The organism is Parabacteroides sp. Marseille-P3160, assembly GCF_900162725.1.
Taxonomy (GTDB): domain Bacteria; phylum Bacteroidota; class Bacteroidia; order Bacteroidales; family Tannerellaceae; genus Marseille-P3160.
In genome coordinates this window covers 539,483-555,449 of the sequence record NZ_LT799418.1, presented here as the reverse complement: position 1 = coordinate 555,449, position 15,967 = coordinate 539,483, and the positions used below count along the sequence as shown (strand labels likewise).

24 protein-coding genes and 1 pseudogene are annotated in these 15,967 nt (G+C 41.3%); 1 reads left to right on the top strand and 24 read right to left on the bottom strand.

The genetic code is table 11. The features are described 5' to 3' along the window. Window positions 1-173: 173 nt before the first annotated feature. The 24 genes and pseudogenes from BQ8014_RS02280 to BQ8014_RS02175 form a co-directional block, all read right to left on the bottom strand. On the bottom strand, window positions 174-497 hold the full coding sequence (locus BQ8014_RS02280; RefSeq protein WP_080902947.1) for a phage head closure protein: 324 nt from the start codon (window positions 495-497) through the stop codon (window positions 174-176). Beyond that, window positions 494-826: a head-tail connector protein gene (locus BQ8014_RS02275; protein WP_080902946.1), complete on the bottom strand. Its 333-nt coding sequence runs from the start codon at window positions 824-826 to the stop codon at window positions 494-496. Before BQ8014_RS02275 ends, BQ8014_RS02280 begins: the two co-directional genes overlap by 4 nt. Window positions 827-831: 5 nt before the next feature. Then, on the bottom strand, window positions 832-2,061 hold the full coding sequence (locus BQ8014_RS02270; RefSeq protein ID WP_080902945.1) for a phage major capsid protein: 1,230 nt from the start codon (window positions 2,059-2,061) through the stop codon (window positions 832-834). A gap of 1 nt (window position 2,062) precedes the next feature. Continuing rightward, on the bottom strand, window positions 2,063-2,650 hold the full coding sequence (locus BQ8014_RS02265; RefSeq protein ID WP_080905765.1) for an HK97 family phage prohead protease: 588 nt from the start codon (window positions 2,648-2,650) through the stop codon (window positions 2,063-2,065). Window positions 2,651-2,698: 48 nt separating this feature from the next. Next, window positions 2,699-3,928 carry a phage portal protein gene (locus BQ8014_RS02260; protein ID WP_080902944.1) on the bottom strand — a complete coding sequence of 410 codons (1,230 nt, stop codon included), beginning with the start codon at window positions 3,926-3,928 and terminating at the stop codon, window positions 2,699-2,701. A gap of 11 nt (window positions 3,929-3,939) precedes the next feature. After that, window positions 3,940-5,556 (bottom strand): terminase large subunit, encoded by a 1,617-nt coding sequence (locus BQ8014_RS02255; protein ID WP_080902943.1) that lies wholly within the window; start codon window positions 5,554-5,556, stop codon window positions 3,940-3,942. Continuing rightward, on the bottom strand, window positions 5,553-5,930 hold the full coding sequence (locus BQ8014_RS02250; RefSeq protein ID WP_080902942.1) for a phage terminase small subunit P27 family: 378 nt from the start codon (window positions 5,928-5,930) through the stop codon (window positions 5,553-5,555). The genes BQ8014_RS02255 and BQ8014_RS02250 overlap by 4 nt, the downstream gene beginning before the upstream one ends. 474 nt (window positions 5,931-6,404) lie before the next feature. Continuing rightward, window positions 6,405-6,821 (bottom strand): annotated as a pseudogene (locus BQ8014_RS02245) (hypothetical protein); the annotation flags it as partial. Between the two features lies 1 nt (window position 6,822). Then, window positions 6,823-7,050 (bottom strand): hypothetical protein, encoded by a 228-nt coding sequence (locus tag BQ8014_RS02240; RefSeq protein ID WP_080902941.1) that lies wholly within the window; start codon window positions 7,048-7,050, stop codon window positions 6,823-6,825. 1 nt (window position 7,051) lies between these two features. Further along, window positions 7,052-7,228, bottom strand: coding sequence for a hypothetical protein (locus BQ8014_RS19485; protein ID WP_200814334.1), 177 nt, complete (start codon window positions 7,226-7,228; stop codon window positions 7,052-7,054). Window positions 7,229-7,450: 222 nt separating this feature from the next. Next, window positions 7,451-8,407, bottom strand: a complete 957-nt coding sequence (locus tag BQ8014_RS02230) for a hypothetical protein (protein ID WP_080902939.1) — start codon at window positions 8,405-8,407, stop codon at window positions 7,451-7,453. A gap of 4 nt (window positions 8,408-8,411) precedes the next feature. After that, complete coding sequence (locus BQ8014_RS02225; RefSeq protein WP_080902938.1) at window positions 8,412-8,612, bottom strand: hypothetical protein; 201 nt, start codon at window positions 8,610-8,612, stop codon at window positions 8,412-8,414. A gap of 111 nt (window positions 8,613-8,723) precedes the next feature. Beyond that, window positions 8,724-9,008, bottom strand: a complete 285-nt coding sequence (locus tag BQ8014_RS02220; RefSeq protein WP_080902937.1) for a helix-turn-helix domain-containing protein — start codon at window positions 9,006-9,008, stop codon at window positions 8,724-8,726. A 6-nt stretch (window positions 9,009-9,014) separates the two neighbouring features. Continuing rightward, entirely contained in the window at window positions 9,015-9,593 is a 579-nt protein-coding gene (locus BQ8014_RS02215) for a hypothetical protein (RefSeq protein WP_080902936.1), read from the bottom strand. 2 nt (window positions 9,594-9,595) lie between these two features. Then, complete coding sequence (locus BQ8014_RS02210) at window positions 9,596-12,121, bottom strand: DNA methyltransferase (RefSeq protein ID WP_234997959.1); 2,526 nt, start codon at window positions 12,119-12,121, stop codon at window positions 9,596-9,598. Window positions 12,122-12,347: 226 nt separating this feature from the next. Beyond that, complete coding sequence (locus BQ8014_RS02205; protein ID WP_080902934.1) at window positions 12,348-12,872, bottom strand: DUF4494 domain-containing protein; 525 nt, start codon at window positions 12,870-12,872, stop codon at window positions 12,348-12,350. A gap of 7 nt (window positions 12,873-12,879) precedes the next feature. Then, window positions 12,880-13,083: a hypothetical protein gene (locus tag BQ8014_RS02200; protein WP_080902933.1), complete on the bottom strand. Its 204-nt coding sequence runs from the start codon at window positions 13,081-13,083 to the stop codon at window positions 12,880-12,882. 263 nt (window positions 13,084-13,346) lie between these two features. Continuing rightward, window positions 13,347-13,517 carry a hypothetical protein gene (locus tag BQ8014_RS19295; protein ID WP_160150009.1) on the bottom strand — a complete coding sequence of 57 codons (171 nt, stop codon included), beginning with the start codon at window positions 13,515-13,517 and terminating at the stop codon, window positions 13,347-13,349. 10 nt (window positions 13,518-13,527) lie between these two features. After that, window positions 13,528-13,698, bottom strand: a complete 171-nt coding sequence (locus BQ8014_RS19290) for a hypothetical protein (protein ID WP_160150008.1) — start codon at window positions 13,696-13,698, stop codon at window positions 13,528-13,530. Window positions 13,699-13,708: 10 nt separating this feature from the next. Further along, window positions 13,709-14,173 carry a VRR-NUC domain-containing protein gene (locus BQ8014_RS02195; RefSeq protein WP_080902932.1) on the bottom strand — a complete coding sequence of 155 codons (465 nt, stop codon included), beginning with the start codon at window positions 14,171-14,173 and terminating at the stop codon, window positions 13,709-13,711. Next, window positions 14,170-14,334 (bottom strand): HNH endonuclease, encoded by a 165-nt coding sequence (locus BQ8014_RS19610; RefSeq protein ID WP_234998104.1) that lies wholly within the window; start codon window positions 14,332-14,334, stop codon window positions 14,170-14,172. Before BQ8014_RS19610 ends, BQ8014_RS02195 begins: the two co-directional genes overlap by 4 nt. Before the next feature lie 335 nt (window positions 14,335-14,669). Next, complete coding sequence (locus tag BQ8014_RS02185) at window positions 14,670-14,885, bottom strand: hypothetical protein (RefSeq protein WP_139785050.1); 216 nt, start codon at window positions 14,883-14,885, stop codon at window positions 14,670-14,672. Between the two features lie 44 nt (window positions 14,886-14,929). Beyond that, window positions 14,930-15,178, bottom strand: coding sequence for a helix-turn-helix domain-containing protein (locus BQ8014_RS02180; protein WP_080902929.1), 249 nt, complete (start codon window positions 15,176-15,178; stop codon window positions 14,930-14,932). Next, window positions 15,175-15,480, bottom strand: a complete 306-nt coding sequence (locus BQ8014_RS02175; protein ID WP_080902928.1) for a hypothetical protein — start codon at window positions 15,478-15,480, stop codon at window positions 15,175-15,177. Before BQ8014_RS02175 ends, BQ8014_RS02180 begins: the two co-directional genes overlap by 4 nt. A gap of 108 nt (window positions 15,481-15,588) precedes the next feature. Between BQ8014_RS02175 and BQ8014_RS19605 the strand changes: the two genes are divergently transcribed. Further along, on the top strand, window positions 15,589-15,870 hold the full coding sequence (locus BQ8014_RS19605) for a hypothetical protein (RefSeq protein WP_080902927.1): 282 nt from the start codon (window positions 15,589-15,591) through the stop codon (window positions 15,868-15,870). Window positions 15,871-15,967 lie beyond the last annotated feature (97 nt).

The window sequence follows — 15,967 nt, the reverse complement described above, 5'->3', positions numbered from 1 at the left end:
AATTACGCTTATATCCTTCTTTGAGATTCGCCTTTTCCGCAAATTGCCGAATAGTTTCGCGCCTCAAAATATTAGCGGATGAACGCAAGGCTGATATTTCTGCTTTTAACCGATCCTTTTTATTCAATTCGGATAAAGCGTGCTTTATCTGCCTGTCGTCTACTATTACAGTATTACTCATTGATAACCTCCGCCGTTATTGTAATTTGTTTTTGTGCTCTTTGCGGGTTAACGTCCATTATTTCGTACGTCTTACCATCATACACAATTTGCATATCGCTTTTTATACGATCCTTATACCAATATCCAATAACGAATACTACTTGATAGGAAGAGAATATTTCACCGGAGTCTATAACCTTATTTCCCGCTTTATGGAGAATATCGGCCCTGGCCTTAAAGGCTAATTCGTACGTTACCCGATCTCCCGAATAATCCGTATCAGTCTTAACCGGGCGGTTAACCTCTATAAACCCAAAAGCCCTTCTACCTATCATGCCTTATCCCCTCCGTAATAGTTTCTTTCCAAATCGATCAAGTATTTATAAGAAAGGGGAATCTCGGTTGCATTTGCAAATGCAACCGGTTCCCTATTCGTATAAAGATGTCCGATCATAAGCAGTATAGCCCGGCGAACGGGCCCTACTAACATTCCATTTCCATCCACAAAATCAGATAACGGGCGCCCCAAATCGGAAGAAACAATCAATTCCGCATCAATGATAATCCCCATAAGCAGACCATCATCCGCTGTATATTCGGGATCATTTGCAATCAAATGATCCTTTGCTTCTTCCAAAGTGGTATATACGGTATCCGCTGCCATGATTTTTATTTTACAGATGCAATTGCAAATGATTCGTTACGCACTCTCACAAAGTTGAAGTATGCATTTACAACGATACGGATAACTCCGTCGATGTCCTTTATATAAGGATTGATTGATAAATCCAAGGCTCCCCACTGGCATATAAAAAGATCAGCCCAATTACCGAATGCGATTCCATACTCATCTTCTCCTTCCTGCAACCCCGACGCTACGGCGTTCGATGCATACACATTGTATCCGTTTACCTTACCGTCCAATTCGGCAATAAAGCCCAATGCCCCAGCCGATTTTTTTACGGTAGTTTTCATTTTGCCGATAACCGCCGGATGTGTGATATATGCCAAATTGCCGTTCAAGGCATTCGATGTATCGACCGATGTTTCCAATCCTACTACGGAATCCCAAGAGACGGCGCCCAGCGAAGCCGGCAAGGTGGTAAATAATCCGTCCGGAACAGTCTCTGCATGCGCATGCTTGCCGAAAATCGTTTGTTCCAACTTAATGGCGACTGCATTCACAAGGCTATTTCGGATAAGGCTTTCAATGCCTACAGAATCCTGCGTAAGCAACAATTTACTTATTTCCACGAAAGCAGCAATGCGGAGCGGCTTCAAGGGGATTTGGCTTGTTGTACCCGCCCCGTCTTTCGCTGATATATTCTCTCCTTCCCAAAAAGCATTCGTTCCGCTATATTTCGGGACGGTGATATTATTAGTTAAGCCGGTAAGTACCGTTGCTCCCGCCTTGGCAGCGACAAGGCGATCCGTCAACGGAAGAAGGATGCCCAGTTGGTCTGTCTCTATTGTATTCCCTCCAGCAGCAGGAGTTCCGGCATTCAACAATGCCCGCTGTTCGGTAATAACAGGAATAGACAATTGTCCCTTCGGGCCATTTCCGATTGTGGCCAGAGATGCCTGTCCTCTTTTATTAGCTTTTTCTGTTACTTCATCAAAGCTTCTATTCTCTGCAACATCAAGGATAGCCTTTCTTACTGAAAACTTACTTATATTTTTCGGCTCTACTTTCGTGGGTTCCGTTACATTGAGTAAATTTCGCCTATTGATTTCAAGGATGATCTCGTTAGATCGCCGGACATTTTCGTCCAGTTCCTTTGTTTCTTCGTCGTTCAATTTTCTTGCTTCCTTTTGAACGTTAGTCTTAATCTCTTCTCGCCGTGTTTCGAGCTGTGCCAATTCACTACGCAATTCCTGCAAACTTGTTTCTTTTGCCATCTTAATACATTTTGTTTAACTGTGAAAAATAAATTCTTAACTCTTTTTCTGAATCTTCGCCCTCCTTTTTGATTTTATCAAGTGACCGGACGGCTACTGTCGTATCTTCGTATGCGGGCCGGTAAACCGGCGATACATCGTATAGCTCTTTTACCTTTTTGATATACCTGGTATAATTTTCACCTTCTCTTTTCCATTCCTCTACGTCCACAGAAAAACAGAAAGACGAACTGGATAAATCACCCCTTTTTATCATCTCAAGCACATCATTTCCTAATGTAGTATTTGGGGCCTCAAAGGAATATTTAAGACCTCTCTCGTCAATCGTAAGAGTAAGCGTACCCTTACCCTTTTTCGATCTTGCCAATACTCCATTATTCTCCCAATGATTAACCGTGCATAATACATCGGATCGTTCAATAACCCCATCCAGTGCAGCAGGCTCTATTATTTCTTTCCAGTCCCCGCTATATCCCAGCGGATTAGAAGGGGAATTGAAAAGGATAGCATATCCTTCTATCGTCCGGCTTTCGGGCCTCACCTCTACCGGACTGTCTATCGCCCTGACTTCTTTATTCGTTTCATTCATATCAATGCCTTTATATATATCCACCAAAAATGTATGACAAATTGAAAATTATTTTTGCGTGGCCTCTTTTTTCTTCCTGGTAGCCACTTCTTCCATCGTCGCCATATTGGATTGAATGAACGCATGATCACCAAAAGGAAGTGGTTCTTCATCCAATTCCCGTCTAACTTCGTTGGGTGTATACACTCCACTGCTTATTAAGAATCTATAATAATTCGCTTGCGCCGTTTTGTCGGCCCGAAGTATGGCAGCCGTATTGAACTTCAATTCTATCTGCGATTGCTCCGCATGCGTATAAAGTTTTATAGTAAATTCATTCTCTATCTTTTCAAGAATAGGGGCCAACGTGTCGGTAAGAAATGCTAACTGTGTAGCCTCGACGGTATTATAATTTGACTTCGATAGATCGAATGCTTTTACGGGCGATACGCCGAAGAACCGGCATATATCGATTACATTGTATTGCCTCGACTCCAGTAGCTGGCTTTCGACCGGGGAGACCTGCAATGGGTTATACTTTACTGATGATCCTAAAACGGGAATCTTTGACTGTACACCGTTCTCGCTATCTAATCCTTCCTTCCATGAATCCCGTATTTCATCCCTTTGTGTCGGTGACACTTTTGCAGCCTCTGTCGAAAGGTATCCCCTTATCGCCCCGCCATTTTTAAAAAATTGACTTGCATTCGATTCGGAATAATAAGCGAGTTCCATAGAATAAGCTGCGTGTTCCAACGTGCTGACTCCTCTTATTCCGTCATAAGTGAAATTTAAGACATGGATCATATCATGTGGCTCAACTAATTGCGATATCCCCGTCACACGGTATCTCTTCCTTTCTACACCTTGTTCGTCCTTTATCCAAGTTATATCTACACAATCCGGATTAAGTAGTATGATCTGATCCGCATCCCCGTCGGGACGACGTTCGATGAGTGCATATCCATTACCTTTTATCAATACACTTGTCATTAATGCTTTGAAAAAAGTAAAGCGGCTCATATCTTGACAAGGCTCCAGCCGTAAAAGATTATAGGTTGAATGTTGCCTGTATGGGGTTTTGTAACCCTTTGGATCAACTTTGTAAAGAATCAGAGGTAATTGTGCCACGCTATCACTAATTACATCAATACACCTATATACGGCACTAATTTTTAATGCCTTATTCATCGAGTAGGGAATGATCCTACTCCAATATGGAAGGGTTAACGACCATTGCACCATTTTGCGCCGAACAATACCCCTAACCCTATCTGCCATTCGTGATAAAATATTCATATCCTATATTTTTAAATTGATAAATCGTAATGTGGAGTAAGGAGATAAATACCCAAAGCCTGTAACATCGCTATAACCCCATCGATTTTATTGTCCCCACTCTCTTTAGATGGCTTGCAGTTACCGTTGTAATCATACTTCATTACCACATTTTTGAAACAAAAGCGGGTAATCTCATTATCATCAATGATCAGCTTGTTAGACAAGCATCGCCTTTCAAATTCTTTCGTCGGGCGATTGAATGATCCAAGGGCCTGCGAATACTCCTGCATCGGCATATAGGCATCCTGGGCGTTAACGACAAATTGCGTCGCATTCCAGCTATCATATCCTACACTTATGAGATTTAAATCTTTTGTTTTTGTGACTAAGTCTTTCAAAATATAATCGTAATCACAAACATTACCTGGAGTAATTGTGATGGATTTGTTATGGCGCCATCTGCCGTAAAGCGTCGCATATTTCTTTTCTTTCAGCGCTTCTTCCGGTAAATAATAGAATGTTTTGAAATATAAAAAACCACCTTTTATAAGCATTAGGGATAATGCCGTAAGGTCACTTGTTGAACTAAGATCGACTCCGCCATAGCAATCACAGCCTACGAACTCATCTAAGTTAACTTTCTTCGATGCATCCATAATGTAATGATCCGGTATCCATGTATCCGAACTGTCACACCACTGATTGATTGTTTTTGTTCTTACCGGAACTTCCTCAGAAGGGGCGTTTATCGCCTTCCTAACTTCGGACTTTATCTTTTCAATCCTTACGGTAATACCCAAGTTCGGATTGCTTTTTGCCCATGTCTTTTCATCTTTCCAGTCATCGTCTTCATCCAAACAATAGATAGCGGAGAATAACGTATCATCCTCCTTTAGCCCTTGCAATACTTCAATACACATCTGACGAAATTGATAACACGGGCCAAGCTTATCAAATCCGGCCGTAGTAATAATAATACCAAGCGGGTTTTCCCTCGATGTCTGTGAAGATTCTAATACGTTCTTAACCTCACTTGTTTTTGCCGCATGGTATTCATCAAGTAAATACAGATAGGCGTCCGGGCCATCGAGCTTAGTACTATCCGCCGCAAGTACCTTCAACCAACTGAATGTAGCGTCAAATTTTATCGTATCCCTGTAAATATCGAGGAATTTCCCTTTTGGATCTAACCCTTTTGCAAAATTCGAACAAAGGGGCCATGAACTCAATTTTACCTGATCCTTTGAATTGGCGGCCAAATATACTTCCGCTCCACTCTCCCCGTCCGCAATAAGAGCCTCCAAGCAGAGAGCAGCCGCCAAAGCAGACTTCCCATTCTTCCTGGCCATCTCAATATAGACCGTTTGAGTTAAGCGGTTACCGCTCTCTTTGTAATAGAATCCGTATATGTTTGCTATGATGAATTGTTGCCAAGGCTCCAGTACGAAAGATTTTCCACTGTGACGGCCCTTATAATGTTTCAATAAGGAAATAAAAGATATAACCCTATCGACCTTATCTCCCATGAACTCTAAATCATCCCGATCAAGAAAGTCAAAGAACCTATTAACGGACAACCTTATCAACTTACCGGTGACAATCTTTCCGTCCTGAACATCGTTTGCGTATTGTAAGTATGGTTTCATTTTACACTCTTAAAGAATTTGCCAAGGGGCGATTCGTCTTCCCCGTTACCTTCTTCCGGTTTTATGCCGTCCCTACTTTTTAATGTCAGTCCATATTCCTTAATGAAATTGAAACATTGTGAACTGGCATCCTTAGCTATTGATGTCGCCGGGTTACGAATAATGTCACCACGGTAATTTTTAAATGTTACCCCATTGTCCTCGATATCCTTAGTCGCAAGTACATACGAATTATACTGTGTCGCTAATATGTTAATGGCACCCAGGTCAATATCTTTCAGCTTATCTCTATTCCCTCGAATGATAATCTGTATCCATTCTTTCGTTTCCTGTTCGAACCATTCCGGTATATTGTATTTTAATCTTTTTGCCATACGTTAGACTTTTCTTATAATCCACCGATTTTGTATGACACTTTTCTGACTTATGCGAAATGTTAATATTTTAACTGTTCTGAAAGTTTGAAAAACCGCCGTGTGTGTGAAGTCGAGCGGTATGTGGTTTCAGAGCCTTCTATCCTAAAAAAATCCCCCCCCCTATCCCTAAATGTTAAACGGATTGTTAACTTTGTTTAATTACCGAATCTTTCCCCTTCTCTCTCCTATCCCTTAAGTTACAATTCATGCAAGTCCAGTTCATCGGAGATGACTCCACCATCCGGCATCTGCATACAGGACATCGGGGATCTCCTAAATATTTTGCAATCGCAGATCTTTTTCTATTCATTTCTTTAGCCTGCTCATTGATTCGTCGTCGAAATACTCACATGCTATTTCGTTTGCTTTTATGCCAGTTAAACCGCATTCGCAAAACGCATCACAATCTCCGCATCGCTTATCCCTCCCCTCTATCATCCCTTCTAATTCTTGAATGTCATCTGTTATTCCGTCGAATAACCTGTACATAAGTTCCGGCTCCTGTCGGATTGGAGAATAGACAAATACTTTCTTTCCTTTTCCTTTCATCCATCCGGCTTCCGCGTTCGCTGAGCGTCCGCAAGGCAGAACCATTACGCATATATCCGCATTATCCATCCCTTCAAAATCGGAACTGAATCCGGCTTTCGCTATCGGATGCTTAAGCGCCGCAACAAATTCTTTCGTACTCCAGCTTTGCCAATTATCATTTATGTCCGACCAGGCGAACCCTGATCTTTTCGGAGGGTTACGGAAGTCATACACTTCATGCCCATAAGATTTTAATGTCTGAACTACGGCCGGCTGGAATAAATTTCTCCAACTGCTCGCCACATAAATTTTAGCCATATTATTGTTGTTTAAGTGATTGTTTTATTCTTATTTCCTCATTGTGATCATATTCATAGCAATTAGGGCAGTAGCATTTCCCTATGTGTTTTATCCAGGAGTATTTTTCTGCCTCTTCCATCGGCGACTGATTATCTGCCCACAGTGAAAACCCAGTAATAGGATCCTCAAAAGTTTCTCCGCATCGGTCGCATTGTACGCCGTATGCTTTTTCTTCAAATATTGCCATATTAAAATTGTTCTGTTTCAAAATAATTTGTCTGTTTATTATCTCTTAATTCTTCATCCACATCTCTTTCGAGCCTTTTCGTAGTACTTAGAATATTCTTGTCTCTTGACTTAAAATATTCTTTCTGGTACTTCCTCATCTCACGTACTAAATTCCTAAATCCATAATCTTTTTCCATTGTATATTTTTATTGTTTAACATTTAAATGATTTCCTTTTTAAAAGCCTGTCGGCTTTCCCTCATCGGGAAATATACGACAAGCAACCTGGCTATGTATGGTAACTATATAGCTGCCCGGCAAAACGTTTTCTTTGTTCTTTTGTATTCATCCTTACGCATAATGTTTTGTAATTTGTTGATTATCAATCCTTCTTTATTCTCTGTCTACACGTTGTTTTCATCATATTTTCAATAGCTGGTAATACGACTGCAAGAGGCGTCTATATTCTTGTTCCTCACTGCTTTGTATAGCTGCAATCTGACTTTTCAAAACGGGCCAGTCACGCTGCACAAACTCTCTTGTGTTCCTATACTCCCAATCCTTCAGGGCACCGGCCCTATGACGCGCCCTTGCTTCCCTTAGTACATCTTCCACGGATGATGAAAGTATATGCAAGCAAATAGCCTGTTTTGCCCGTCCCGTCCCTGGCGGAGTTTGTATGTCTCTTATAAAATGTAACTGCCTCCAATCCCGGAAGAACGTCTCAACCAGCCGGGAAAGATTTGCTGCCGAGAAGAAAGATTCTATCGTTTGGTTCTCAACCCGTCGAAAGGCGGTTTCGATCCTTAGTATGGGATGATCCGGGACGTCCGTACGTCGCTTGTCTTCCGCCTCGAACACCTTATCGTAAACTTTAAAATATTTCCTTGTATGGCGGTGAAATACTGTTGTCTTTGCCCGCTCATCTTTATAATGAGGGTTGACATATATTTCCCTTTCGTCACCGGGAGGCCCTATGCTCCTTATTTTGTCGAGAAAGGTGCGGCAATTGGATGATATATTCAGGTTTAATCCTATTTCAAAGTTGTATACCCGCATATCACCAGGCAGCTTTTTGTCTTTCAAAAACAAACCTATGGCGGACATCGCGGCCGGCATAGTAAATAGGTCGTAGTTGTTTCGTAACCCAGAGCGTATTTCATTATAATACTTATGTAGGCTACATTCTACTTTTAGCTTCTGGCTTGTTTCGATCTGTATGAATACACCCTTCGATTGCTCGAGATTCTTTGTTTTTGCGTTGTCATAGCAAACCGCCCCATCTTTTGAGTTAAGCTGAAGTTTGTTATGAGACGCTATTCGATTAATCTCACTGGTCGATAGCCCCATTTTTTGAAAGGTGATCAGATCTATCATCACGTTATTGTATTTTCACAAACTTGCTGTTTATCGTATGCCCTATTTCGATCAAACCTTCCTTTTCCATTTCGTCGAGCTCTTTTGAAAGATCAGATTGCAGCTTTTCTTTTATTTCGTGCAGCATTGCGTGAGTAGGATGTAGCTTTCGCTCCTTCTTCTCATTCACAATGCATTTTATCAGTTCAATAATATAGTTTCTCATGACCTTTGCTTTAAAATGTTAATTATATCCTTCGTTTTAAAGGCCTACTGTATGAGCGCTTACGGATCCTGCTCCGCTCTTCCTTACATAGATCTATTAATTCTTCTTTCGTCATAACTCACCTTCCATTATAAGGTTTTCAATTTCAGATTTTAATATGTATGCCTTTCCGCCATTGCCAGCCGGATGATTCTCCTTTATTACCCCCTTTTGTACGTAGCGTTGGTAGGTTGACCTTCCGATGCGAAGCATGGCGCAGACTTCTTTAGGAGATAGCACCTCTTTCTTCTTTTCCTCAACTAATCCAGATACCATATCCCGCGTTTCTTTTGCGAGTGCTTTCAGTTCGTACCATTCCTCAATAGGTATAAGAATTTCTATATTTTTATTTTTCATATACGATCAGAATAATTCTAATTGAACACATGGATTTCTTAGCTTTTTAATCTCCCGGAGCGTATCGTTTATTAACTTACTGTTATAGTTTCCGCATGAATCCGTTTTGCCGGCTTCAATCCCATTAATCATAACAGACCTTAAGTACTCAAGCCCATATTCACAGGCCTCTTTTTCTGTATTATGTAGTTTGTCATATATGCTTGGATACCATCCGCCGCCGGCGTTCCCGGTACTGTGATCTACTCCGCAAACGAATTTGCCGGACGGCGTTTTTGCTATCCGTATACGCGACTTACATACTTCTATCTCTTTTACAATATCAAGACGATAACTCGCCCAATCGAATTCGTCATATATCGGCTCGGTGAATCCGCAAAGCTTCGCACGCTCAAATTCATATGTATTCTCAATTATTTGCCTAAAGTGCCCTCCCATATTTTCAAAGTACTCTAATGTCGTTATATCATTGTTCCTAAGTGCTATTAGATATCTCGCTTTTATGTTCCTATAGTGTCTCCATGCTCTGTAATTTAGAGCCTCGTCTATTTTTTCTTCCCTGGATAAGTCTTTAAACTTTTTCATCTTTACGCCTCTTCTAACAGGTCAAACAAAGTAGGAGACAAGACTCCCTCTTCCGCTTCAATCTGATATATCAAACCATCTTTCCAATAGTCGTAATTGAGCTCCATAGATAGCGCCTTTCTTCCCATTTTAATGGCACAATACGGAACCGTACCGATGCCACCGAACGGATCGAATATTACATCCCCCGTATGCGAGTACCGCTCGATCAACCTCTCAACAATATCGAGTTGAAGCGGGCAAATATGATTTTGACGGTTCTTTTGCGATTGCCTGGTATTGAGTGTGCGCATCCGGGTAACATCATCCCAAATCCAAGGCTTTTTTGAAACCGGATCGATGGCCATAAACTTTTTCGGTAGCTTGTCCTTACTTTCAAGAAACTCTGCGAATTCGACATGCCTTTCAAAATTGTATACATGCTCACGTTCAAAGTTTCTAAATAAATACCTTATTTGAGATATCTCCATAGCTGCAAAGTCGTATTTATCGAGTAATGTATCCCCAGATGATTTCCAATCCGCATGCGCATCGATCTGCCAGCGAGCAAGTGAATATTCTCCGTGTTTTTCGTGCGTTACGGGAATATCTGCATAAGCTTTCGACGTGCTCGACGGAAGCTTACGAAAGAGTAGAACGTATTCCGGGCAACCTACACCCATCTTTGAGCCGTCCTTACACATCTCAGTATATCCTAACCGGTAAGTCTGATTGTTCTCCCGGACGACATCCGTATCAACTGTGATCATTCCGAAAAATCGGAAATTATGTTTTATGCCGTGAAAGATGCAAAGTGCATGGAACGGATCGATCGTAGGCATCCCATCGCCGGTCGCATTCCCGAATAATACACGGTCTTTTACATGCACAGCCATCACACGGCCCGGTTGTAGCATCCGGTAGCATTCCCTTGTAAGGAAGTCCATTTGTTTGAAAAAATCGTCATTATCTAAGTTGTAGCCGAAATCGTTGAAAGTCGGAGTATATTCGTAGTGATTTGAAAATGGCCAGGATGTTACGATTAACCCTATTGAGTTATCCGGCCGATCAAGACATTCAAGCACATTGTCATTATTGACTGATTCGAAAAGTTTACCCTTCCGAACCTCGCGCCGCGCAAACATCCATCTCATCATCTTTTGCTCTGCATTAATAGATGTGAGTCCGTTTTCCCGGACGATCTTTGCTAAACTTTCTATCATTTCGTTATGTTGCGCCCATTTATTCATAAATCGCTGGAATATGACCGATTCGGATTCTGCATATACGAAATAGATTGTTACTTTATATTTCTGCATAAAGCGATAAATCCGGTGGATAGCTTGAAATTTATCATTGAACCGGTCATCGATAAACATTATCGCTTTATGGCAGTGATGCTGAAAATTGATTCCTTCTCCTAACATCACAGGCTTGGCAGCTAAGTACTTCAATTTTCCATGTCGGAATTCGTCTATAATAACATCCGCTTCGTTTTCATCCTGTGTACCATACACAGCCTTACATCCGGGTATCGCCCTGCAAAGTGCATGTCGTTCGGCTTCCTGGTCATGCCAGAAAATGAAGTGATCATCCTTATTTTCCGGACGATTGATAATCTCCAATATACGTTCTATCTTTTGAGAAAGACTATCCCGCCGCTCTTTTGCTGCATCGGATAATGATAAGGCCGATTCTCGATACATCTTAACCTGTCCGTCCCGGTCTATTCCTGCAGTCGAATTGTCTACATCTACGACCTCTTCCACGTATTCCAACTCCGGCAGACTAAAGCCTTCGTCTGAAAATCCGAGATCGGAAGGTTTTGTAATAACCAGCGCCCAGGTAGACATCCATATCCAGAACTGCGCTTCCTGGGATTTTTTCAGAGTCAAGTTATTAGCCTTTGTGCTATCCCTGTCAAAGAAACGCGTTAATGCCTGCCCGGTATCCATTACCCCCAGATAGCCGGCGTAGTGAATTAACTCCTTATACCTATTAGGTGCCGGCGTTGCGGTTGCGACAAACTTATACTCCACGTCTTTGAAGTAATCCAGAAACGTCTGATAGGTCTTTGTTCCATATCCACGCAAAACGGAAGCCTCATCCAATGAGGTTACTTTGAAATAAGAAGGATCTATTCGCACCCCGTCCGCACCATCCCGTACACGCTCGTAATTAGTGATCATAATATCCGTCGTGCAATTCATTACCTCTTGCATATTACGTACATAGGTGACATCAATTCCGATGTGTTTTTTTGCTTGTTGCTCAAATTCGGCTATCACCTTTTTGGGACAAACGATCAGGCCCTTGCCTCCTTTATTCTTCACGATAATCCTCTCTATTTCGAGCTGCGTATTTGTTTTATGCAATCCGAAAGACGAAAATACGGCCCGGCAACCTCCTTTTATAGCCCATTGCACAGACGCTTTTACATGCGGGTATAATCCCGGTGTCATTTCATCTATAGAGACGTCAAACCCAGTCTGCTGACTAATTGCCATTTTAGACTTAAGAAAATTAATATACTTCTCTTTTGTTGTCATTGAAATTGAGTTTTAACCGGCGCCGATTTGGTTAATACTAATTTGTGAGCGGGAGGGGATTCCAACCCCTATGCGCCTATGTGCGCTGGCTCTAATGTCTACCCGCCCATGTGCCGGTCTATTCCCGGCTGCCAATAATCTATCACTAATAAAATCGAACAGGGGCATTCTCCCTACAGGCGTCCTTTACGCCCGGCATTCTGGTTAATAAATAATTTATTTATAATTAGATCATTTCGCTCTCTTCCGCGTCACTCTCTTTGCTGTACGGAAATATGTCTATGATCTTTGTTTCATCGAGGTTTACGATCTCATAATCGGACATAGTTCCTTTCATGTATTCGACAAGTATATCATGCGCAGCATTTACCGAGCACGCCTGAATAAGATAATAGCTTGCTAATCTCTTCTCCCTTCCCGATTTCTCATCCAGGGTTATAAAATTTATTTTCGCCCTATAATATTTGTCCGGATCTCCGGATGCGTTACGGTTTATTCCAGATAGCTTTTGCGCTTCCGCATCTATTTGACTTATACCCATCTCATCATAAATTAGCTCGGATACATTGTATCGCCGGATTCCTTTCACCGTAAATTCTCCGGATATGTAAGGACGTATTGCCTCAATAATACGCGCCTCTGCTTCTGTGAAGGATAGAGCATCTACCAGGTAGGCTTCCGCCACTTTCTTTTGTGTCCCGTTTTCGATCATTTTTTCATACGAGATTCTGCATTCAAACCAATTCTGCATAACTTATTTAGTCTTTTTCGAGACCTTCCCAGTTTTCGCGTACCGGAATATCTAATTCCTCACAAGCATCCTCATAGCTTCGTACACGGTCAGTGATAGAAGAGGAGAATACATCCTCACCGCATAAGTTTCTTAACAATTTCCGCCCTTTTTCATCTGCTTCTTTAAAAGCCTTTCTTACGTTCTTTACAGTTAATTCGATTGTTTTCATACTGATGTAATTTATTTTGTTATTAGAAATGGTAATTTATTTTGTTGCCGGCGTCCAGGTTATTGTTATATGCGCAATGAGTTTACCGGTACCTTCACAATAGCCGCATGGGTTCCTTTTGTACTCCCCGGGGCCTATCTCATCCGGGAGGAATTCGCCACGGCCAAAGCATTTAGGACAGGTAGAAGGACCTGTTATGAAGCTCTCTTCTTTCGAATATGCAGACGGCTCTATGTTGATAATATTCCTTTGCCTGCTCATCGTTACCTCTTTGTTTCGTTCAACATCATCAGGCCCAACATAGATGCAGCTCCGCCGATAAACAATAGATGCATGAGCGATAAGTTGAATAGCCATGCGATAAGAATCACGATGCCAAATAAGTGCAGGAATCCTCCGAGTACCAACCATATTGTTTCTATGATATTTTTCATAATTTGGATTTTAGATTCTGAAACGAAATTCGTAGTCCGATGCCTGATCCTGCTTGACATTACCATCTGTCAACCGGTAGCCATTCGCTAATCTTTTTGTAAGAAGCAAATCTGCATCTCTTCTATTTGTGGCCTCGATCATCTTAATCCGGCCATCATTGATATTCTCAAATACGTACATAAGATTTAATTTATAGTTGTTTATTGTTTAAGTATCTTTCTAATACCTGAATGCCTTCGGCGGCGGAGCGGAAGAGGATGTATTTCCCGCCTACCCTTTCTATTTGCTCTTGGAATTCCCTTTGCGCATCCGATTGTGTGCCCGTCGGCGTTTTAGTTTCTAAACATAGACAGGTATATCCATCGCTCGGTAGTAGGCATATGATATCTGCTACGCCGGCTTTTACGCCAAGGCCGATCATCCGGGCCGCTTCAATCCGGTCCCTTTTTCCGCCATTCGGCACGGCGAACAACAGACGACCAAGACGTGGAAATAATGTACGCGCGGTGCGAAAGAACGCTTTCTGTATGTCGTCCTCTTCATGCCCGATGTGCCTTTTCCCTTTTCCCGACTTGGCGGCTGAAAGGAAGCATGTTAAACAAAGATCACGTCCATGCAGGGCCGGCTGGCCGCATATTTTACATTTATTGTTCATTTTGAATTGTGCATTTTTTGGTGACAGACTTTACATACAGACATTAAATTCTCATCATCAAAGGCAAGCTGTATTCTTACATCCTGGTTAGTCGTTTCCATGAATGATACTATATGATGCACCTCTTCCGCAGCCGTTGTCCGCCCTTCTTTCAAGCACATTTCGCAAAGAGGAGATATTCTAAGCTTGTAATCCCTTAACTTTCGCCAGTGAGCGGTATTATATATGGCCATGCGCTCTTTTCGTAGGCCGTCATTCGTCCTCTTCTTTGATTTTCTTAATATTGTCGGCATATTGTTCACTTTTAATTAATATGGAGTCTCTTATTTTACTCTTTCGATAGCTTCGATATTTCTTAATAAATTCATTAAGTAATTTCCTCTCGCCCATTTTTCTATATTTGCTATCTTGTATACAATGGAGTATTACATCATGAAATAGATCTTCATCGCTTTCTGATAGTATATTCCCGCAAGGCGTACATTCCAGTTTATTTTTAAGAAGGAGATAATTTCGAGATAAAATCTCCGCCACCTTTTTTGAGGCAGGTATTTTCTTGTTGGTGTTTAGCCTCTTCCGAGGCGTAGCGTTTTCCATCATTTGTCGTATATCCTTCTTTATCGGTTACCCTTTCGAGACCTAAACCGACCATCATCCTGATGACGGCCGATTTAGAGACTCCGGTTTCTTTTGATATTTCGTTTATTCTCATTGCAGAATAATCATCAATCCGAAACACTGCTCTATTACCCTTCTTCATGTCCTAAATCTCCCTTCATTAGCATCTATTGGTGAAGCCGCATAAAACCTGAAATTCTTTTCCATCAAAACATCAAGGTCTCTCTTTCGATATGTGATCGAACGTCCGTCTCTCTTTACTCCGAATGTAACCCGTCCGTTATACCTTAATCGCTGCAAGGCTTTAACGCTCATACCTGTGTATGTGGCGGCTTCTCTTTCGGAAAACCATTCTTTCACGGTAAGATTATTTATAGTTCGTTTCATGCCCTCTCCATTTTTACCTTATTGGCTGTGATTAATAACTGCTTCTTCTCGGGAAAATCCTTTGTAGTGAATTTGATTTTCCTTTTGTGGTACCGCCTTGCCACATACCGGCAAACAGCCCGGAACGTATACACTTCCCCGTCATCCTGATAAGTGAATAACTTCGATTCACCCGGCGACATTTTTTTTAATTCTTCTACCATATTATTTTTCGCTTTTTGTTTTGATATATAAAATGGCGTCACTATATTTGCCGTATGTAAAAAGGGTTTGATAATCACGGTTTTATACGCGACAGCCATTTTTATATCTTTATGTTTCGTTTATTACTGATGCAAATATTACAGAAATAATTCTGCAAAACAAATAAATGCAGAAATAATTCTGTGTTTTAACTATTATTAAACATTATGGGATATACTTCAAATGAGAGAGGGGATATTTTAGGCAGCGTTAAAAGCAGCCTCGATGCGTTCTATTCACACCAAGAGGAACTGCATAAAACAATGTGCAGTCCTGATTTAAGTAATATCCAGGAGCTAATCGAATCTAATAAAGATGAAAAGATAAGGGAACTTGAAATCTTATTACATAAATCAGAAAGGAGGGAGCTTACACGCACAATAATAGGAGCCATTGTCGGATCTGTGGCTACTATTATCGTACAATCTATAGTCAATTCTTTATTATGAAGCTATCATACAATACACTATTTGCCCAATTATAGAGATTCCTTTTTCTAACGTTTCTTTGAGTTCGTTATATTCTTTATCAGTCATAGCAATAATT